Origin of the sequence: Streptomyces prunicolor, from assembly GCF_045162825.1 — a bacterium.
GTDB lineage: Bacteria > Actinomycetota > Actinomycetes > Streptomycetales > Streptomycetaceae > Streptomyces > Streptomyces prunicolor.
Window position 1 is genome coordinate 10002904 of the sequence record NZ_CP108676.1, and the last position, 20953, is coordinate 10023856.

16 protein-coding genes are annotated in these 20953 nt (G+C 68.5%); 10 read left to right on the plus strand and 6 right to left on the minus strand.

Annotated features, from left to right (window positions below):
* Positions 1 to 18: 18 nt before the first annotated feature.
* Positions 19 to 3147, plus strand: coding sequence for a family 78 glycoside hydrolase catalytic domain (locus OG588_RS45220; RefSeq protein WP_405952356.1), 3129 nt, complete (start codon positions 19 to 21; stop codon positions 3145 to 3147).
* On the opposite strand, the gene OG588_RS45225 is transcribed toward OG588_RS45220, so the two are convergent.
* From OG588_RS45225 to rhaI, 6 genes are all read right to left on the minus strand, one after another.
* Positions 3120 to 3788 (minus strand): lactate utilization protein C, encoded by a 669-nt coding sequence (locus tag OG588_RS45225; protein ID WP_405952357.1) that lies wholly within the window; start codon positions 3786 to 3788, stop codon positions 3120 to 3122. The two genes, OG588_RS45220 and OG588_RS45225, sit on opposite strands and share 28 nt — an antisense overlap.
* Positions 3785 to 5287 (minus strand): LutB/LldF family L-lactate oxidation iron-sulfur protein, encoded by a 1503-nt coding sequence (locus OG588_RS45230; RefSeq protein ID WP_405952358.1) that lies wholly within the window; start codon positions 5285 to 5287, stop codon positions 3785 to 3787. Before OG588_RS45230 ends, OG588_RS45225 begins: the two co-directional genes overlap by 4 nt.
* On the minus strand, positions 5284 to 6045 hold the full coding sequence (locus OG588_RS45235) for a (Fe-S)-binding protein (protein WP_405952359.1): 762 nt from the start codon (positions 6043 to 6045) through the stop codon (positions 5284 to 5286). The genes OG588_RS45230 and OG588_RS45235 overlap by 4 nt, the downstream gene beginning before the upstream one ends.
* A 73-nt stretch (positions 6046 to 6118) precedes the next feature.
* Positions 6119 to 7570 (minus strand): rhamnulokinase family protein, encoded by a 1452-nt coding sequence (locus OG588_RS45240; RefSeq protein WP_405953379.1) that lies wholly within the window; start codon positions 7568 to 7570, stop codon positions 6119 to 6121.
* 8 nt (positions 7571 to 7578) lie between these two features.
* A complete protein-coding gene (locus tag OG588_RS45245; protein WP_405952360.1) occupies positions 7579 to 9618 on the minus strand; it encodes a bifunctional aldolase/short-chain dehydrogenase in 2040 nt (679 codons plus the stop codon).
* Between the two features lie 111 nt (positions 9619 to 9729).
* Positions 9730 to 10890: an L-rhamnose isomerase gene (gene rhaI / locus OG588_RS45250; protein WP_405952361.1), complete on the minus strand. Its 1161-nt coding sequence runs from the start codon at positions 10888 to 10890 to the stop codon at positions 9730 to 9732.
* A 262-nt stretch (positions 10891 to 11152) separates the two neighbouring features.
* On the opposite strand from rhaI, the gene OG588_RS45255 reads away from it, so the two are divergent.
* The 9 genes from OG588_RS45255 to OG588_RS45295 all read left to right on the plus strand — a co-directional run bounded on the left by OG588_RS45255 (position 11153) and on the right by OG588_RS45295 (position 20933).
* The gene (locus OG588_RS45255; protein WP_405952362.1) at positions 11153 to 12670 is read left to right on the plus strand and encodes a sugar ABC transporter ATP-binding protein; all 1518 of its coding nucleotides are present in this window, start codon (positions 11153 to 11155) and stop codon (positions 12668 to 12670) included.
* Between the two features lie 43 nt (positions 12671 to 12713).
* Positions 12714 to 13754: an ABC transporter permease gene (locus tag OG588_RS45260; RefSeq protein WP_365985864.1), complete on the plus strand. Its 1041-nt coding sequence runs from the start codon at positions 12714 to 12716 to the stop codon at positions 13752 to 13754.
* Positions 13747 to 14721: an ABC transporter permease gene (locus tag OG588_RS45265; RefSeq protein WP_405952363.1), complete on the plus strand. Its 975-nt coding sequence runs from the start codon at positions 13747 to 13749 to the stop codon at positions 14719 to 14721. The genes OG588_RS45260 and OG588_RS45265 overlap by 8 nt, the downstream gene beginning before the upstream one ends.
* Before the next feature lie 102 nt (positions 14722 to 14823).
* A complete protein-coding gene (rhaS, locus tag OG588_RS45270; protein ID WP_405952364.1) occupies positions 14824 to 15906 on the plus strand; it encodes a rhamnose ABC transporter substrate-binding protein in 1083 nt (360 codons plus the stop codon).
* Between the two features lie 17 nt (positions 15907 to 15923).
* Positions 15924 to 16244, plus strand: coding sequence for an L-rhamnose mutarotase (locus OG588_RS45275; protein WP_033278944.1), 321 nt, complete (start codon positions 15924 to 15926; stop codon positions 16242 to 16244).
* A gap of 19 nt (positions 16245 to 16263) precedes the next feature.
* A complete protein-coding gene (locus OG588_RS45280; protein WP_405952365.1) occupies positions 16264 to 17676 on the plus strand; it encodes a BNR repeat-containing protein in 1413 nt (470 codons plus the stop codon).
* An 88-nt stretch (positions 17677 to 17764) separates the two neighbouring features.
* Positions 17765 to 18790, plus strand: coding sequence for a LacI family DNA-binding transcriptional regulator (locus OG588_RS45285; protein ID WP_019057705.1), 1026 nt, complete (start codon positions 17765 to 17767; stop codon positions 18788 to 18790).
* Between the two features lie 111 nt (positions 18791 to 18901).
* A complete protein-coding gene (locus OG588_RS45290; RefSeq protein WP_405952366.1) occupies positions 18902 to 20206 on the plus strand; it encodes an alpha/beta fold hydrolase in 1305 nt (434 codons plus the stop codon).
* Between the two features lie 88 nt (positions 20207 to 20294).
* The gene (locus OG588_RS45295) at positions 20295 to 20933 is read left to right on the plus strand and encodes an FxLYD domain-containing protein (protein WP_405952367.1); all 639 of its coding nucleotides are present in this window, start codon (positions 20295 to 20297) and stop codon (positions 20931 to 20933) included.
* Positions 20934 to 20953 lie beyond the last annotated feature (20 nt).

Consider the following 20953-nt stretch of genomic DNA (forward strand, 5'->3'; position numbering starts at 1 on the left):
GGCCGAAGGGACAGCGGCATGAACGACGGAGTCGACGGAGCCGACGCGACGGCCCGCAACGGAAGGCTGCGCCGCCGTACGTTGCTCACCACGGCGGCCCTGAGCGTCGTCCCCGCGGCGATGGCGGGAGGGAGCGGCGTCGGGGGCGGCGCATCGGCCACCACCACGGTGTCGGGTCTGACCGTGGAACACCGCACCGACCCGCTCGGCATGGACGCGGCACACCCGAGGTTCGGCTGGCGCATGGCGTCCACCGCGCGGGGCCGGCACCAGACGGCGTACCGGATCAAGGTCGCCACCTCGCCCCGGCAGCTGACCCACGGCAGCCCCGACGTCTGGGACAGCGGTCGCGTCGACGCGTCGGACTCGGTCGCCGTCCGCTACTCGGGCCCCGAACTGCGCGCCTCGACCCGCTACCACTGGACGGTGACGGTGTGGGACGAACACGGCCGCGCCGTCCGCGCCGCCCCGACCGCCTCCTTCGAGACCGGCCTGCTGAGCACCGACGGAGTCACCGGCTGGGACGGCGCGCAGTGGATCGGCATGGCGAGTAAATGCCCGAACACCTCCGGCGCACCTCTCCTGCGCCGCCAGGCGGAACTGACCGGCGGGCGGGTGAGCGAGGCCCGGCTGTACGTGTCCGCGCTCGGCGTGTACGACGCCTACGTCAACGGCCGACGCGTCCCGGTGCCGCAGGGCGACGGCACGACCTACGAGTTGCTGACCCCCGGCTGGACCAACTACGACACCACCGTCAACTACTTCACCTACGACGTCACGGACCTGCTCGCGGACCCGTCACAGGTCACCCTCGCGGCCGTGCTCGGCAACGGTTGGTACAACGGCCGCATCTCCGAGAACAGCGTCTACTGGTCGGCCGACGGCAACTCTCTCGCCCTCAAGGCGAAACTCCTCGTCCGGTACGCCGACGGCTCCACCCAGACGATCGTCACCGCCCCCGGCGACGACTGGCGAGCCACCGACACCGGCCCCTACCGCACCGACGACCTCTACGACGGCCAGCTGTACGACGCCCGCGAGGAGCTCCCCGGCTGGGCGGCGAACGGCTTCGACACCTCGGCCTGGTCCGCTGTCGAGGCCCAAGACCCTTTCCCCGACGCCCAGTTGGTCGCCTATCCCGGCGAGAGCGCCCGCCTGATGCCCGAGTGGGACCGCAAGCCGCACTCCGTCACCGTCTACACGGGAGTCACGGGGGTCGAGGGTCAGGACGGCAGCGCGAACGGCAAGGGTCGCATCGTCGTCGACCCCGCCCGCACGGTCACCGACCCCGTACGGGCATCGACCGTCTCGGTCACCCTGCACCCCGGCGACACCGCCGTCATCGACCTCGGCCAGAACCTCGTCGGCGTGCCCCGCTACACCCTGCGCGGCGCGGCAGGCGCCCAAGTCGCCTTCAAACCGGGGGAGATGCTCAACGACGACAGCGCGGGCGCCGACGGACCGGCCGGCTCGGTCTACCGCGCGAACCTGCGCACCGCCGAGGCCACCAGCACCTACATCCTCAAGGGCGACCCGGCCGGAGAGACCCACCAGGACTCGCTCACCTTCTACGGCTTCCGGTACGTCTCCGTCACCACGACCGAGACCGTGACGCTCGTCGAGCTCACCGGCAAGGTCGCCACCTCCGCCCTCCGCGACATCGGCACCGTCACCACCGACGACACGGACGTCAACCAGCTGATCAGCAACGTCCGTTGGGGCCAGCGCGGCAACTACCTCTGGGTCCCCACCGACTGCCCGCAACGAGACGAGCGTCTCGGCTGGACCGGCGACACCCAACTCTTCGCCAACACGGGCCTGTTCAACACCGACGCCGTCACCTTCCTCAGCCACTTCCAGGACACACTGATCGACTCACAGCACAACTACGGTGCGGGAAAAGCCCAGTTCCCCTGGGTCGCCCCCGGCCACCGCTACGGCCAGCCGCTCCCGGCGAGCGGTTGGGCGGACTGCGGGGTGGTCGTGCCGTGGACGGTGTGGCAGATGTCCGGCGACACCACGATCATCGACCGCAGCTGGACGGCGATGACCAAGTACCTCGACTGGATCCGCCACCGCACCGGCGACACCCACGCCGGCCAGGGCGCGGTCTTCGGCGACTGGCTCGCCTTCCAGATCACCAGCACCCAGCTCATCAGCGACGTCTACTACGGCTACAGCGCCCGCCTCATGGCGGACATGGCCCGAGCCACCGGCCGCACCGCCGAAACGGCCACCTATGAGCGGCTGTTCACCCACATCAAACGGGCCTTCATCACCAAGTACTTCGCCACCGACGCCCTCACGGGACAGCTCACCGTCCGGTCGAGCCTCGGCGACCCACCGCCCCACACCCCCGGCAACAGCGCCGGCAAGACCGAGGACGACACCCAGACCGCCCTGCTCTGGATCCTCAAACTCGGCTTCTACGACACCGAGTCGCAGCACCGCCAACTGGTCACCCTGCTCACCGACAACATCGGCAACAGCCCGGCCTACAAGGCCGCCCACCCCGACAGCACTCGCGTTGAGTACCCGGAGAACACCCTCGCCGTGGGCTTCCTCGGCGTGAACGTCATCGCCCCCGTCCTCACCGCCGAGGGCCGCGTCGATCTCGCGTACAGCCTCCTCCACCAGAACGCGATGCCGTCCTGGCTCTACTCGGTGGCCAACGGCGCCACCACCGTCTGGGAGCGCTGGAACTCGTACTCGAAGCGGGACGGTTTCGGGCCGGTCGACATGAACTCCTTCAACCACTACGCCTACGGCGCGATCATGGAGTGGATGTACGAGAGCATGGCCGGCATCGCCAAGGACCCCGAACACCCCGGCTTCAAGCACTTCTTCCTCCGGCCACACCCCGACCCGACCGGCAGGATCACCCGGGTGAGCGGCTCACACGTCTCTCCCTACGGCGAGATCGTCAGCGAATGGACCGTACGGGAAGGGAAGTTGACGTACCGCGCGGTCGTCCCCGCGAACAGCACGGCGACCCTGCGCATCCCCACCACCGACCCGTCGACCGTCCACGAGGACAACGGGCCCCTGGCCGAGTCACTGGGCGTGGAGTTCCTCGGCTTCACGGACGGCACCGCCTCCTACCAACTGCCGTCCGGAACTTATGAGTTGACCTCCGCGCCAGCCTGACCGCTCACCAGCACCACCTCCAGGGTGCGCGGACCGTGCACCCCCTCGACCCGGTCCAGCTCGATGTCACTGGTTGCGGAGGGGCCGGAGATCCAGGTCAACGGGCGTGCAGGATCAAGGCGTTGGAGCGCCTGGGGGACCGAGGAGACGACCTGGTCCGGCACCCGTACGACACAGATGTGGTGGTCGGGGACGAGCGTGATACGGCGGCGGCCCTGGTCCGGGCCGCCGTCCAGGACGATGGTGCCGGTCTCGGCGATGGCGATGGCGCAGCCCGTGACCACGCTCTCGACCTTGTCGAGTTCGTGCGGCGTGCTCACACCGCGGTCGTGGACGCGGGTGGGATCGGCGGCCGACATCCACTCCGGCGGCAGCCCCGGGGGCACGAGGACATACTGCGGTCCCCGTTGGGCGAGCAACCGCATGATGAGGTAGGGCAGTTCCTCTGGGTCCGTACGGTGCACGATCGCCCGGTAGTCCGCCAGGTTCTCGGCGAGCAACTCCACCGTCTGCTCGACACTCCGGTCCCCGTGCTCGCGCAGATAACCGCGTGCGAAGGCCTGGTCGTAGGGCGTGTCGTCCTGCGGCACGTCCGCGAGCGCGCGCTCCACGCGGCCCAGAATCCGTTCCCTGCTGCTCACTTGGAGCCGTCCTTTCCACCGTTCGTGCGCTGCCACCAGTCGCGGAACGGCTCCGGGGGCACGGCCGGCAGGTCCCGGGTGCCGCTCCACGCCTTGCCGGGGCCGGGGAGGGTCCGTGGATGGAAGCGGCGAGTGCGGGACGCGAGCCGTTGCCCGGTGCGCAGGGCGCCCGGGTGGGTGAACGTCCAGCGAGCCGCTCGCATCGCCGCGCGCTCGGCGGCATGGCCCTTGGCGGGTTGCAGGACGACCTTGTTGCCCTCGCGGGTCACCGGCCCGCCCTCCACGACCCGCTCCCGCAGATGCACCAGCACCTCGGGGATGTCGATGGCGACCGGGCACACCTCGTAGCAGGCACCGCACAGCGACGAGGCGTACGGCAGCGAGGCGTCGATCTCGCTTGCCGTGCCCCGGAGTTGGGGGCTGAGGATGGCGCCGATCGGGCCCGGGTAGACCGAGCCGTAGGCGTGACCACCGGCCCGCTCGTACACCGGGCAGACGTTCAGACAGGCCGAGCAGCGGATGCAGCGCAGGGCCTGGCGGCCGACCTCGTCGGCGAGGGTGTCGGTGCGGCCGTTGTCGAGCAGGACCAGGTGGAAGGTGCGCGGCCCGTCCCCGTCCGTCGTACCCGTCCACGTGCTGGTGTACGGGTTCATGCGTTCGGCCGTCGAGGAGCGGGGGAGGGTCTGCAGGAACACCTCCAGGTCCTGCCAGGTGGGCACGATCTTCTCGATGCCGACGACCGAGATCAGCGTCTCGGGGAGGGTGAGGCACATCCGGCCGTTGCCCTCCGACTCGACGACGACGAGCGTGCCGGTGTCCGCGACCATGAAGTTGGCGCCGGAGATGCCGACTTTGGCCCGCAGGAACTTCTCGCGGAGGTGGAGACGTGCGGCCTCGGCGAGTTCGGCGGGTGTGTCGGTCAGTCCTTCCGGTGCCGGGCGGCCCCACTCGCTCATCTCGCGGACGAAGATCTCCCGGATCTCGCCGCGGTTGCGGTGGATCGCGGGGACCAGGATGTGCGAGGGGCGATCCTTGCCCAACTGCACGATGAGTTCGGCGAGATCGGTCTCGTAGGCGCGGATGCCCGCCGCCTCCAGGGCTTCGTTGAGCCCGATCTCCTGCGTGGCCATCGACTTGACCTTGACGACCTCCGACTCACCCGTCTCCTGGACGAGTCGGGTGACGATCCGGTTGGCCTCGTCCGCGTCGGCGGCCCAGTGGACGATGCCGCCCGCCGCCGTCACCGACTCCTCCAACTGGAGCAGATACCGGTCGAGATGACGGAGGGTGTGGTCCTTGATCTGCTTGCCGGCCTCGCGCAACGCGGTCCAGTCGGACAGCTCCGCCACGGCCTTGGCCCGTTTGGCGCGGATCGTGTGGGTGGCATGGCGCAGATTCCCGCGCAGGGTCTGGTTGTTGACGGCCTCGTGGGCGGCGACAGGGAAAGCCGGATAGACGGGCGGGGGAAATGCGGGCATTCCGACGAACGTCTCGCTCATGCGCCCGCCTCCTCTTCTGTCTCCGTCGCGGCCAGAATCTCGGCGATGTGCACCGGCCGCATCTCGGTGTGGAGCCGCGCCATCGTGCCCCCGATGTGCATGAGACAGGAGTTGTCCGCCGCGCACAGCACCCCGGCGCCCGTCGACTCGGCGTTGCGCACCTTGTCGGCGCCCATCGCCGCCGAGACATCGGCGTTCTTCACGGCGAACGTCCCGCCGAACCCACAGCACTCGTCCGCACCGGGCAGCTCGACCAACTCCAGCCCCTTGACGGCCCGGAGGAGCTTCAGCGGCCGGTCACCGAGCCCGAGGCTGCGCAGCCCGTGGCAGGTGGGGTGATAGGTCACCTTGTGCGGGTAGTAGGCCCCGACGTCCGTCACCCCGAGCACATCCACGAGGAACTCGGTCAGCTCGTACGTCTTCGGCACCACCGGCGCCAACGTGGCCGCGAGAGTGTCCCCACGCCCCTCGGCCCGCGCCCTTTCGCCCATCCGCGGATACAGCTCCCGCACCATCGCCCCGCACGACCCGGACGGCGTGACGATCGCCTCGTACTCCCCGAATACATCGGAGAAATGCCGGGCGAGCGGCTCGGCCTCATGACGGTAGCCGGTGTTGTAGTGCGCCTGCCCGCAGCATGTCTGGGCCATCGGGAAGTCGACCTCGACGCCCAGCCTGGTCAGCAGTTTCACCACGGCGCGCCCGGTGTCCGGATAGAGCGTGTCGTTGACGCAAGTCAGGAACAGGGCGACACGCATCGCGGCTCCTTAGTGGTCGATCATCGGATGAGTGCAGCGTAGTCGGAGGTCACCGTCTCGGGGAGCCCCTGGTTCATCGTGCGGCGAGCCGGGCCTCCGCCGCCCGCCACCGGGCGGTGTCGCCCTGAGGCTCATAGCGGGTCGACGGCTGGGTTCGGGCGAGGAGCGCCCGCATCCCGGCCAGGTCACCGACGAGCCCGTGGGCCCGGGCCTGGACGAGCACGTTACCGAGGGCGGCGGCCTCCGTGGGACCCGCGACCACCGGCAACCCACAGGCGTCGGCGGTCAGTTGGCACAACAGCGCGTTACGGGTACCGCCCCCGACGATGTGCACCACATCGACTCCGTGGCCGGCGAGTTCCTGGGCATCGCAGACCGCCCGCCGATGGGCGAGCGCGAGGGAGTCGAGAATGCACCGGGTGATCTCCGCCCGGGACTCCGGCACCGGTTGCCCGGAACCGCGACAGGCGTCGGCGATCCGCTCGGGCATCCGCCCCGGCGCCAGAAACGCCGCGTCCCCCGCGTCCACCACCGACCGCAGCGCCGGAACCCGGGCCGCCCCGCGCAGCAACTCGCCCAACTCCGGCTCGCCCCAGGCCCGTACACACTCCTGAAGCAGCCACAGCCCCATGATGTTGCGCAGATAGCGGACCGTGCCGTCGAGCCCCAACTCGTTGGTGAAGTTGGCGGCACGGCTGGCCTCGCTGAGCACCGGCGCATCGAGCTCCAGCCCGGCCAACGACCAGGTACCGGTGCAGATATAGGCGAACCGCTCCTCAACTGCCGGAACGGCGGCGACGGCTGACGCGGTGTCATGCGACCCGACCACCGTCACCGGCACGGGCCCGCCCAGCCCCGTCTCCTCCACCACCTCGGCGCGCAACACCCCCGCAGGATCGCCCGGTTGCCGCAAGGGCGCGAACAGCCCGAGGTCGATACCGAGGCGCGAGGCGATGTCGTATGCCCAGTCACGCGTCCGGGGGTCGATGAGCTGAGTGGTGGAGGCGTTGGTCAGCTCGGTGCCCTGCTCGCCGGTGAGCCAGTACGACAGCAGATCGGGGATGAGCAACAGCCGCTCGGCGTGCGCCAGTTGGGCGGATTCGCGAGCGGCGGTCAGCTGATACAACGTGTTGAACGGCGCGTACTGCAACCCGGTCGACGCATACAGCTCACTCGCGGGCACGGTCGCCCAGACCTTCTCGGCGACCCCCTCCGTGCGGGCGTCCCGATAGTGCACGGGATTGCCCAGCAAGGCCCCGTCAGCGTCCAACAGACCGTAGTCCACGGCCCAGCTGTCGATACCGACCGAGTCGAGCCGCCCACCGGTGACCCCACCCGCCGCCCGGATCCCGTCGAGGACACCGGCGTACAGCGCGAGGATGTCCCAGCGCAGCCCTTCAGAGGTACGAACAGGCCGGTTCGGAAACCGATGGGCCTCCGCCAACTCCAGGGAGTCGGGCCCGACACGGCCGACCATGACCCGTCCACTGGACGCGCCCAGGTCGACCGCGGCATACGCCTTCACGTCGTCGCTCACCGAAGGAAGGCGGCCGCAACGCCGGCGTCGACCGGGACGTGCAGCCCGGTGGTGTGCGTCAAGTCCCCACCGGTGAGGGCGAAGACGGCATTGGCGACATGCTCCGGCAGCACCTCACGCTTGAGGATGGTCCGCTGGGCGTAGAACTCGCCGAGCTTCTCCTCCTCGATCCCGTAGGTCGCCGCCCGCTGCGCACCCCAGCCCCCCGCGAAGATGCCCGAGCCACGCACGACACCGTCCGGGTTGATCCCGTTGACCCGGATGCCGTGCTCACCCAACTCGGCGGCGAGCAGCCGTACTTGATGGGCCTGGTCGGCTTTGGTGGCCGAGTACGCGATGTTGTTGGGTCCGGCGAACACGGCGTTCTTGGACGCGATGTACAGAATGTCCCCCCCGAGTCCCTGCGCGATCATCGCCCGCGCAGCCTCACGCGAGACGAGGAACGACCCTCGGGCCATGATGTCGTGCTGCAGATCCCAGTCCCGGGCCGAAGTCTCCAACAGGGGCTTGGAGATGGAGATCCCCGCGTTGTTGACGACAAGATCGATCCCACCGAAGGCAAGCAGGGCAGCCTTGAAGGCAGCGCCGATCTGCCCCTCGTCCGTCACGTCAACGGTGACGGCAACGGCCTTGTCGGGCCCACCCAGTTCCTCCGAAACGGCCTGCGCGCTTTCGGAGTTGAGATCCGCAACAACAACACAAGCCCCCTCGTCAACCAGCCGCCGGGCAATGGCTTTCCCGATCCCACTCCCCGCACCGGTGACGAGCGCGACCCGAGTGGCAAGCGGCTTGGGCTTGGGCATCCGCTGAAGCTTGGCCTCCTCCAACGCCCAGTACTCGATCCGGAACTTCTCCGACTCCTCGATCGGCGCGTACGTGGAAACGGCCTCGGCCCCGCGCATCACATTGATGGCGTTGACGTAGAACTCACCGGCCACGCGCGCCGTCTGCTTGTCCTTGCCGAAGGAAAACATGCCCACGCCCGGAATCAACACGATCGCCGGGTCGGCGCCACGCATCGCGGGGGAGTCGGGCAGCGCGTGCCGCTGGTAATAGGCGGCGTACTCCTCGCGGTAGGCGGAGTGCAGCTCCTTCAGCCGCGAGATCGCCTCGTCCAGCGGAGCGGTGGGCGGCAGATCGAGAACGAGCGGCCTGACCTTGGTCCGTAGGAAGTGGTCGGGGCAGGAGGTACCGAGCGCGGCAAGCCGGGGATGCTCGGCCCGCGCGAGAAAGTCGAGCACGACATCGGAGTCGGTGAAGTGCCCCACCTGCGGCCGGTCTTGAGAGGCGACAGCACGAACGTACGGCGCGAGCGCGGCGGCCCGCTCCCGTCGCTCATCCTCGGGCAGCGCACCGTACCCCTCGACGACGGGCCCGAAGGGCTCAGACCTCCCCCGCTCGACGAGGAACGCCTCGGCGGTACGAATGATGTGCAGCGAATTCCGCTCGCACTCCTCGGACGTATCACCCCACGCGGTGATCCCATGCCCCCCGAGCACACACCCGACGGCCTGCGGATTGGCCGCCTTCACGGCAGCGATGTCCAGCCCCAACTGAAACCCGGGCCGCCGCCAGGGCACCCACACCACGCTGTCCCCGAAACACTCGCCGGTCAGCTTCTCCCCATCGGCGGCACAGGCGAGCGCGATCCCGGAATCGGGGTGCAGATGATCGACATGAGCGGCGTCGACGAGCCCATGCATAGCGGTATCGATAGATGGCGCCGCACCCCCCTTCCCATGCAGGCAGTAGTCGAACGCGGCAACCATCTCGTCCTCGCGCTCGACACCGGGGTACACGTCGACCAACGCCCGCATCCGATCCAACCGCAACACGGCCAGCCCGCCCTCGGTGAGCGTCCCGAGATCCCCTCCGGACCCCTTCACCCACATCAACTCGATCCCACTACCGGTGACGGGATCGGTGTCGGTGCCTTTGGCGGATGCGTTGCCCCCGGCGTAGTTGGTGTTTCGGGGATCAGCGCCGAGTCGATGCGACCGGGCGAGGAGAGAGGCGGCTTCGGGGTGCGGTGCCATGAACGTCAGTCCTTTTTGAGAGAGGGCGAGTGCATTCCTTAGGGGCGCGGGGAACTGCGCGACCAGCCACACACGGCCCGCACCCCGCAAACAACAGATCCAGGCAGACGCTCACGCCCCCCAACCGGCCTGCTGCCCCCCAACCCGCTCAGCAACAATCCGCTCCTGCCACCCGCTGGAGCGATACGCAGCAATCGGGTCAGGGGCAAGCCCCTGCTCCTCCCGCACCTCCCGCAGGAGCGGCCGTACATCCGTGTTGTAGGCGTCCATGAGCACGGCATTGGCCTCCAGCACATCCCCGGCACGCTGCGCCGCAGCCAACGCCACGGGGTCCACCAGCAACGCCTTGGCCGTAGCCTCCTGCACGTTCATCACCGACCGAATGATCGCCGGAATCTTCGCCTCGATGTTGTGACACTGATCCAGCATGAAGGCGACATCGGCAGTGAACCCCCCACCCCGAATCACCTCGTACATGATCCGGAACAACTGAAACGGATCGGCCGCCCCCACCATCAGGTCATCGTCCGCATAGAACCGAGAGTTGAAGTCGAACGCCCCGAGCTTCCCCTCCCGCAGCAGCGTGGCGACGATGAACTCGATATTGGTGCCGGGCGCATGATGCCCGGTATCGACCACGACCTGAGCCTTGGGCCCGAGCTTCAGACAATGCGCGTACGCAGTACCCCAGTCCGGCACGTCGGTCGCATAGAACGCCGGCTCAAAGAACTTGTACTCCAGCAACATCCGCTGCCCGTCCCCAAGCCGCTCGTACACCGCGGCGAGCGCCTCACCCAACCGATCCTGCCGCGCGGAAAGATCATCCTGCCCCGGATAATTCGTCCCGTCGGCGAACCAGAGTTTCAGATCGGCAGAGCCCGTCGCATCCATGATGTCGACACACTCCAGCAGATGATCAAGGGCCTTGCGCCGCACCGCCGCATCGGGATGACACACACTCCCGAGCCGATAGTCGTCGTCCTGGAACGTGTTCGAGTTGATCGCCCCGAGCTTCAGCCCGTGGTCCTCCGCGAACTTCCCCAGCGCCCCGAAGTCGTCGACCCGGTCCCACGGGATGTGCAGAGCCACGGTCGGCGCCACGCCGGTGAACTCGTGGACCTTGGCCGCGTCCTCCAGCTTCTCCTGCGGAGTGCGCGGAACGCCCTCCTGGGCGAAGACCTTGAACCGGGTCCCCGAGTTCCCGTACGCCCACGACGGCGTCTCGACTGCCTGGGTCCTGAGAGCGGCCTTCACCGCGGCGAGATCGGTCACTTGAGGGCTCCTGTGACGTGCGACGGAACGGCGTATGTATGAAACGATTCAGAGAGCGAAGTTATGAGCCTCCCGAAGGGGTGTCAAGCCCTACGGTGAACCCTGTGTGCCGTGACTCCAATGTGACCTTTGGCTATCGAAAGTTTTTCGACGCGGACCCATTGACGTGACAAGGCTGGCGCGCCTAACGTCCCGGCAACCAAGTTGAAACCTTTCACGACGCTGTGAGGGCCTACCCGCCGGCGTTGTCGAGGAGCCCCTCATGACCCACCCGTCAGAAGCGGGTCCGGCCCCGGTGCTCGCGCTCAAGGGCATCTCCAAGTCCTTCGGCGCGGTGCGCGCCCTGCGGGACGTGTCCCTCGATCTCTTCCCCGGTGAGGTGCACGCACTCGCCGGTGAGAACGGCGCGGGCAAGTCCACTCTCATCAAGACCCTCGCCGGTGTGCACCGGCCCGACGCCGGCCAGGTGCTGCTCGACGGCGCGCCCGTCCTCTTCCACGGCCCCGGTGACGCCCGCGACGCGGGTATCGCCGTGATCTACCAGGAACCGACCCTCTTCCCCGACCTGTCGATCGCCGAGAACATCTTCATGGGCCGCCAGCCCCGCCGCGCTCTCGGCCGTATCGACCACAAGGCCACGTACACGGCGACCGCCGAACTGATGAAGCGGCTCGGCGTCGAGCTCGACCCCGACCGCCCGGCGCGCGGACTGTCCATCGCCGATCAGCAGATCGTGGAGATCGCCAAGGCGCTCTCCTTCGACGCCCGCGTCCTCATCATGGACGAGCCGACGGCCGCCCTCACCGGCAGCGAGGTGGCTCGCCTCTTCGGCGTCGTGCGCACCCTGCGCGAACAGGGCGCCGCCGTCCTGTTCATCTCGCACCGCCTGGAGGAGATCTTCCAGATCTGCCGGCGCGTCACCACCCTGCGCGACGGCGCCCTGATCTCCAGCGAGCCGATCGAGGGGATGACCGAGGACGATCTCGTGCGGCGCATGGTCGGCCGAGACCTCGACGAGCTGTACCCCAAGCAGGACGTCGAACCCGGCGAAGTCGCCCTGAGCGTCAAGAGGTTGACCCGCGAGGGCGTCTTCACCGACGTGTCCTTCGACGTACGGCGCGGAGAGATCGTCGGTCTCGCCGGGCTCGTCGGCGCCGGCCGTACCGAAGTCGCGCGGGCCGTCTTCGGCATCGACCGGTGGGACGCCGGCGGGGTCGAGGTCGACGGCAAGTCGCTGACGAACGGGGCCCCTTCTGCCGCGATGGCCGCGGGCCTCGCCCTCGTCCCCGAGGACCGACGCGCCCAAGGCCTGGTGATGGACATGTCCATCGAGCGGAACATCGGCCTGACCGGCCTGCGGACGACCGTCAGGGCCGGCCTCGTCGACCGGGGCGCCGAGCGCAGCCGTTCCCTCGACTGGGCGGTGAAACTGCACGTCAAGTACGCGCGGATCGCCGACACCGTCAACACCCTCTCCGGCGGCAACCAGCAGAAGGTCGTTCTCGCCAAGTGGCTGGCCACCGGCCCGAAGGTGCTGATCGTCGACGAGCCGACCCGTGGCATCGATGTCGGCACCAAGGCCGAAGTGCACCGGCTGCTCAGCGAGTTGGCCGCCGACGGGGTCGCCGTCCTGATGATCTCCTCCGATCTGCCCGAGATCCTCGGCATGGCCGACCGCGTGCTGGTGATGCACGAGGGCCGGCTCACCGCCGAGATCCCCCGCTCCGAAGCCACCGAGGAAACCGTGATGGCCGCAGCCACCGGGAGGGCCGCCGCATGAGCAGCGCCTTCATGACGACCGCAGCTTCCGGGAGGGCCGCCGTATGACGGTCACCGCTCCCAACCCCGCGCCCGCCGCCGAAGTGCCCGAGTCGAGCAGCACCCGGCTCGTCGACCGTGTCTTCAAGATGCGCGAACTCGCCATCCTGGTCGTCTTCTTGGTGATGATCGGCATCACCCAGGCGGGCAACAGCGAGTTCCTGTCCGAGCAGGGCATCAAGGACCTGCTTCTCAACGCGACCATCCTGGTGCTGGTCGCCACCGGTCAGTCGCTGGTCGTCATCACCCGTAACGTCGACCTGTCCGTCGGCTCCACGCTCGGCATCACCGCGTTCGCCACCGGCACTTATCTTCAGGGCGGTGGCAACGCTGTCATCGCGATCCTGCTGGCGGTCCTGCTCGGCATCGGACTCGGCCTCGTCAACGGGCTGTTGGTCAGTCTCGGGCAGGTCCCCGCGCTGGTCGTCACCCTCGGCACGCTCTACATCATCCGGGGCGTCGACTCCATCTGGGTCGGCTCACGGCAGATCACCGCCGCCGATCTCCCGGGCGGATTCGTGGACTTCGGCTCCGGCGGCCTGTCCGCGGTGCCCTGGCTGGCGATGATCGCGCTCGCCGTACTGATCGCCACCGCCTACTACCTCAAACACTTCGGCAGCGGACGGGAGTTGTACGCGCTCGGCTCCAACCCCGAGGCCGCCCGGCTCGCCGGTATCCCCGTCCGCAAGCGGATCCTCGCCGCGTACACGTTCTGCGGCGGCCTCGCCGGACTCGCCGGCGCGATGTACCTCGCCCGCTTCGGCAACGTCGACTCCGGGACCGGCACCGGCTATGAACTCACCGTGGTCAGCGCGGTAGTTGTCGGTGGTGTGGTCTTCACCGGCGGCTCCGGCAGCGTGTACGGCGCGGCCCTCGGCGCACTCCTGCTGACCTCCATCAACAGTGTGCTGCCCGCCCTCGGCGTCAGCTCCGTCTGGGTGCTGGCCATCAACGGCATCCTGCTCATCCTCGCCATCGCCGTCGACCGGATCGTCGCCCTGCGTGTGGCCACCGCACTGAAGAAGAGGAACGCCCGCCATGCCTGAGTCGTTGACGCGTGCGATCCGCTGGGACACGGTCGTCGGCGCCCTGCTCATCGTCCTGCTGCTGTTCTCCTTCTCCTTCGTGGACGGCTTCGGCAACGCGCTGAACCTGTCGTTCCTGATCGGCAACACCCTTCCCATCGCGCTGATCGCCCTCCCGATGACCCTCCTTGTCGTCGCCGGCGAGATCGATCTGTCGGTCGCGTCCACGGCCGGGCTGTCGGGCGCGGTGATGGGCAAGCTGTGGAACGACGGCATGACCATCGAGACGATCATCCCGATCTGCCTGCTGCTGGGCGTGGTCTGCGGGTTGATCAATGGGCTGTTGGTGACCCGGCTGGGGCTGCCGTCCCTCGCCGTCACCATCGGCACGCTCGCCGCGTATCGGGGGATCGCGCAGATCGTGCTCGGTTCCGATGCCGTGACCGATTTCCCCACGCAGTACCTGGACTTCGCGTCCGGGCGGCTCGGGGGGACGTTCCTGCCGCAGGCTTTCCTGCCCTTCCTCGTGTTGCTCGCGATCGCTGTCGTCCTGCTGCATGCGACGCCGTTCGGGCGGTCGTTGTTCGCGATCGGGGCGAATGTGGAGGCTGCTCGGTTCGCCGGTATTCGGGTTCGGCGGCAGAAGCTGATCCTGTTCACGGTGACCGGGTTGATGGCCTCGCTGACCGGGGTCTTCTGGGCGCTGCACTACGCCAGTGCGCGCTATGACAATGCCACGGGGCTCGAACTCTCCGTCGTGGCAGCGGTGTTGCTCGGCGGTATCGACTTCGACGGTGGAAAGGGGACGTTGGGAGGTGCGGTCGCCGGGGTGTTTCTGCTCGGGGCGTTGCAGAACGTGATGAGCCTGGTGAATGTTTCCGCGCAGTCGCAGATCGTTGTCACCGGTGTTCTGCTCGTGGTCTCGGTACTTGGGCCTCGGGTTGCTCGGCAAGTCGCTGTCTCTCGGGCCGCGGCACGATCCAGTTAGTAGGTCGGTTGGCGGCTGCGGGCCTGATGTGGCTGGTCGCGCCGTTCCCCGCGCCCCTTGAGGGCGCCTCACTCACCCCTCGTATCAAAAGGAACCCCTGCCATGCGCAAAACATCCCTTCGCCGTGCCCTTGCGGCTCTCGTCGCCGTCACCTCTCTCACCCTCGTCGCCACCGCTTGCGGTGGTACCACCAAGAAGGACGTGAAGGACGAGAACACCGGGTCGGCCGTCACCGGTGGCAAGGCGGACCCGAATGCGGCCCTCAAGAAGGGGCTCACCGTCGCCTTCCTGCCGAAGGCGGTCAACAACCCGTACTTCACCACGTCCGACAAGGGCGGCGAGAAGGCGCTCACCGAACTGGGCGAGAAGTACAAAGAGGTGGGGACGACCAACGCCACCGACACCTCTGGTCAGGTGAGTTACGTCAACACGCTCACCCAGCAGCAGGTGAACGCGATCGCCGTCTCGGCGCAGGACCCGGGCGCCCTGTGCACCGCGCTCAAGCAGGCGATGAGCAACAAGATCAAGGTCGTCACCTACGACTCCGACACCAACCCCGACTGCCGCAACGCCTTCGTCTCGCAGGCCAGCGCCGAGGACCTCGCCCGTACCCAGGTGCAGCTGCTCGCCCAACAGATCGGCTACAAGGGCGAGATCGCGATCCTGTCCGCCGCGCAGACCGCGACGAACCAGAACACCTGGATCGGCTTCATGAAGGACGAGCTGAAGGATCCCAAGTACAAGAACATCAAGCTGGTCAAGGTCGCCTACGGCAACGACGACGCCCAGCAGTCCTTCCAGCAGACCCAGGGCCTCCTCCAGGAACACCCGAACCTGAAGGGGATCATCTCCCCGACCACCGTCGGCATCAAGGCCGCCGCCCAATACCTCTCCGGCTCCAAGTACAAGGGCAAGGTCAAGCTCACCGGCCTCGGCACCCCGAACGACATGCGCAAGTACGTCAAGAACGGCACCGTCGACGGCTTCGAGCTGTGGGACCCGGCGAAGCTCGGCGCCCTCGCCGCGCAGACTGCGGTGGCGCTGGTGTCGGGGCAGATCACCGGCAAGGAGGGCGAGACCTTCAAGGCCGGCGGGACGTCGTACACCATCGGCAAGGACGGCGTGATCAGCCTGGGCAAGCCGACCGTGTTCAACCTGAAGAACATCGACCAGTTCAACTTCTAGTAGATACGGGGGTGTTGATGCAACGCGTGTGCTTTCTACTGAAGGTCCGGGCGGACCGCCTCGACGAGTACCGCGAGCGGCACGCCGCCGTGTGGCCCGAGATGCTCGACGCACTCTCGGCCACCGGCTGGCACAACTACTCGCTCTTCCTGCGTGAAGACGGCCTGCTGGTCGGCTACTTGGAGACCGAGGACTTCGCCGCCGCCCAGGCCGGCATGGAAGCCACCGACATCAACTCCCGCTGGCAGGCGGAGATGGCGCCGTTCTTCGAGTCCCTGGACGGCGCCCGTCCCGACGAAGCGATGAAGCCCCTCACCGAGGTCTTCCACCTCGCGTGATCCCCCACAGGAGCCGCTCATGAAAAGACGCGCCGTGCTTGCGACCGCCATACTTGCGGCCGTGGCAACGCCGGGCATCGCACGGGCGGCCGACCCCGGCCCGTCCGTCACCAAGAAGAGCACCACCCAACTCGACGCCCAGGCCGTCTACTTCGTCTCGTACGACGGCCTGGTCAACAACAACTCGTTCCAGAAGAACGGCCTGTTCACCTACAAGGGCTACCAGTACGCGGCCTGGTACACCGCCAGCAAGCACGCCGTCGTCGCCCGCCGCGTCCTCGGTGGCTCCACCTGGTCCACGATCACCCTCTCCCACACCCTCAAGAGCGACGACTCCCACAACGTCATCTCCATGGGCGTCTCCAAGGTCGACGGCCGTCTGCACCTGCACATGGACTCCCACAGTGACGGCTTCTTCTACGTCAAGTCCGTCGCCGGCCTTCTCGACAACCCGGCGTCCACCGCCTGGACCTCGGCCGTCCTCGGAGCCGTACAGACATCGCTGGACGGCGTCGCCCTCACCACCCAGTTCACCTACCCCCAGTTCATCGCCACCCCCGAAGGCAAGCTCCAGCTCAGCTACCGCGTCGGAATCTCCGGCAACGGCCGCAACGCCCTTGCGGAGTACGACGGTTCGAGCTGGACCGCGCTGGGGGAGTGGAGCGCCTCGACCGGCACCTACACCAGCACCCACGGCTCCAGCACCGCCCGCAACATGTACCTCCACGGCATCGACTACGACGTCAACGGCCGACTGCATGCCTTCTTCACCTGGCGCGAGCAGTCCGCTGCCGTGATGTGCAACAGCGGCGGCATCACCAACCACGACACCGGCTACGTCTACTCGACCGACCGGGGCCGCAGTTGGCGCAACGACGCGGGAACTGTCGTAGGAACAACGGGTAGTTCGAACACCGTGGCCGTCACGGACGCCGGACTGGTCGTCGACCCGCTCGACCCCGACCACTCCCTGATGAACCAGGAGAGCCAGTCCACCGACTCCACCGGCCTCCCGCACGCGATCATCAGCTACGTCCCCGGCCGCTTCGGCCAGTGCACCACCAACTACGTCACCGACCGCACCGCCAACGGCCGCGCCTTCCACGTCCGCAAGAACGCTGCCGGGACCTGGCAGAAGACCGAGATCCCGATCGCCCTCAACTCCAGCCAGCGCACCAAGCTGGTCCTGGACAAGTACGACAACGCCTACGCGGTGCTGCCCTACGGCCGTATCGCGGGCGCGTCGAAGGCCTCCGGGTACACCGACTGGGCGCTGCTGTACGACGGGAGCGGCCTGAACGCGTTCGGCGAGGTCGTCATCGACGAGCTGCGGGTCAAGGCGGACAACGTGCTGTCGGTCATGTACCAGGAGAAGTCGAGCGGTACGACCCCCTCGGCACTCCACGTCGTCGACTTCGCCCTGCCCGCGTGAGCGGCACCGCCGAAGGAGTCGGCACAGGTCATGGCGGTAATGTGAAGACCTGCCCGCCGTCCCACGTCACCCTGGAGGTCTCCGCCTGATGGCCCAGCCGGTGGGTATCAAGGACGTCGCCCGCGCCGCCGGAGTCTCCGTCGGCACGGTCTCGAACGTCATCAACCGCCCGGACACCGTCGCCACGGAGACCCGGGCCCGGGTGCAGTCCGCGATCGACCGGCTCGGCTATGTCCGCAGCGAGTCGGCGCGTCAGCTGCGCGCGGGCCGCAGCCGGATCATGGGGCTGCTGGTCCTCGACATGGGCAACCCGTTCTTCGTGGACGTGGCCCGCGGCGCCGAGCGGGCCGCGCGGGAATCCGGGCTCGGCGTGATGGTCTGCAACAGCGCGCAGAGCCCCGTCGAGGAGGCCGACTACCTGTCGCTCTTCGCCGAACAGCGGGTGCGGGGCGTGCTGTTGACCCCGGCGGACGCGACCGGACGCAACATCGAGTCGTTCCGGCGGCACGGCATCCCGTTCGTACTCGTCGACCGGGTCGCCGAGGGCACCACCGAGTGCTCGGTCTCCGTCGACGACGTCGCCGGCGGCGCGCTCGCCGTGCGGCACCTGATCGACGCCGGGCACCGCTCGATCGCGTACGTCAGCGGCCCGCCCGGCTTCAACCAGGTGCGGGACCGTCGTACGGGCGCGAAGAACGCGCTCGCCGAGGCCGGTCTCGACCCCGACGCGCTGCGCGAGCTGCCCACCGACCGGCTCGACGTGGCGTCGGGGCGCGATGCCGGTGCCCGGCTGCTCGGCCTCGCCGACCGTCCCACGGCGGTCTTCTGCGCGAACGACCTCCTCGCCCTCGGCGTCCTCCAGGCCATGTACGCGGCCGGGGTCGGTGTCCCCGACGACCTCGCGATCGTCGGCTACGACGACATCGAGTTCGCCGCGGCGGCGGCCGTACCGCTCACCTCGGTCCGCCAACCCGCCGTCACCATGGGCGCGTTGGCCGCCGAGCTGCTCCTGGAGGAGACGGAGGCGGAGACCGCCGCGCGTCCGCACGAGCACCGGCGGGTCGTGCTCCAGCCGGAACTGGTGGTGCGCCGCTCCAGCCTGGCCGCCCGCTGACCCGTCGGTCAGTAGCGATCGGCAGGATTTCATGATCCAGGGGGTCGGATATCGGACGCGCATGTGCTGAGATGTGACGCGGCCCGTAAATCGTCCGTCCCAGGAGCCCCGTTGTCCGTCAGCTACCGCCAGCCCGGCGTCGTCCTCACCGACCGCCACTTCACCGTGCCCCTCGACCACGAGGACCCCACGGGCGAGACCATCGAGCTCTACGCCCGTGAGGTCGTCGCGAGCGACAAGGCGCACCGCGAGGACCTGCCGTGGCTGCTCTATCTCCAGGGTGGGCCCGGTTTCGGGGCGAATCGTTTCGTCGGTAGGCAGGCCTGGCTCGACCGCGCGCTCGACGAGTACCGCGTGCTCCTCCTGGACCAGCGCGGCACCGGCCACTCCACCCCGCTCAATCGGCAGACACTCCCGCTGCGCGGCGGGCCCGCCGCGCAGGCCGAGCACCTCGCGCACTTCCGCTCCGACTCGATCGTCCGGGACTGCGAGACGATCCGCCCGGCCCTCACTGGCGGCGCCCCCTGGACCGTCCTGGGCCAGAGCTTCGGCGGCTTCTGCACGGTGAACTACCTGTCCACCGCCCCCGAGGGCCTGCGCGCCGCCGTCCTCACCGGCGGCCTCCCGTCCCTCGACGCGCACGCCGACGACGTCTACCGCGCCGCCTACCCGCGCATCGAACGCAAGGTCGCCGCCCACTACGACCGCTACCCGCAGGACGTGGACCGCGCCCGCCGCATCGCCGAGCACCTGATGCGGCACGAGCCGGTCCTGCCCAACGGCTACCGGCTCACCGCCGAGGCCTTCCAGTCCCTCGGCATCATGCTCGGCGGCAGCGACGGCAGCCACCGCCTCCACTTCCTCCTGGAGAACGCCTTCGTCCGCACCCCGAGCGGCCACGAACTCTCCGACGCGTTCCAGGAAGAGGTCCAGAACTCCCTGTCCTACGCCGGGCACCCCCTCTACGCCCTCGTCCACGAGGCGTGCTACGCCCAGGACACCCGCCCCACCGCCTGGTCGGCGGAGCGCGTCCGCGGCGAGTTCCCGCAGTTCGACGCCGCCAAGACCCTCGCGGGCGACAACCCCCTCCTCTTCACCGGCGAGACCATCCACCCCTGGATGTTCGACTGCGACCCCGCCCTGCGCCCGCTCCGCGACACTGCCGAACTCCTCGCCGCCCACACCGACTGGCAACCCCTCTACGACCCCGCGCGCCTGGCCGCCAACGAGGTCCCGGTCGCCGCGGCCGTCTACCACGACGACATGTACGTCGACGCGACCCACTCCCTCCAGACCGCCCGCGCCATCCGCGGCCTGCGCACCTGGGTCACCGACGAGTTCGAGCACGACGGGGTACGGGCCGGCGGCCCACGCGTCCTGGACCGGCTGCTCGCTCTGACGCGGGACGAGGCGTAAGGCAGGGGCTTTGCGGCTGGGCGCGGGCCCCACCGGGTGGCCGCCGAGGACATGCACTGTCGAAATGTCCGGCATAAGGTTCATTTCGATGAATACCAAGCCACTGAACAGCACGTCGCTCCGCCGGGGGCGCCCGGCCGCCCTGGTCCTCGCCGTCGTCGCGGCGAGCACGGTCGCGCTGGTGTCCTGCGGCGACGACAACGACGACAACGACAGCAACGGCAGCAGCAGCTCGCAGGCTGCGACGCCGCCCACCGCCTCCTTCTCGGGCATGACACCGTCGGCCCTGAAGTCGGCGGCGTCCTCGGCGGTCGAGTCGGCCCGCGCCGCAGCCTCGGCCGCCGCGTCCTCCGCATCGGCCGCGGCCTCCTCCTTCGAGGCATCGGTGTCGGCCGAGGTGGCCCGCGCGAGCAAGGACGCCCAGAACGAGCTCAAGGACGTCAAGGGCCAGGGCAACGCGATGTCCGACGTCGCCATGACCGGCAAACCACGCGCCCAGACCAGCGGCCTGCTCGCCGTCCTCGTCACCATCACCAACAAGACCGACAAGAAGGCGTCCTACGCCGTCCAGGTCGACTTCCTCGACTCCTCGGGGAAAGTGGTGGAGACCCGCTACGTCGGCGCCGAGAACCTCGCCCCCGGCGCGAAGGCCCAGCCGGTCGCCATCAGCACCAAGCCGCCGGAGCCGGTACTGACCCCGAAACTGGCGAAGGCGCAACGCTATTGAGAAACTGCCGACCTGAGCGT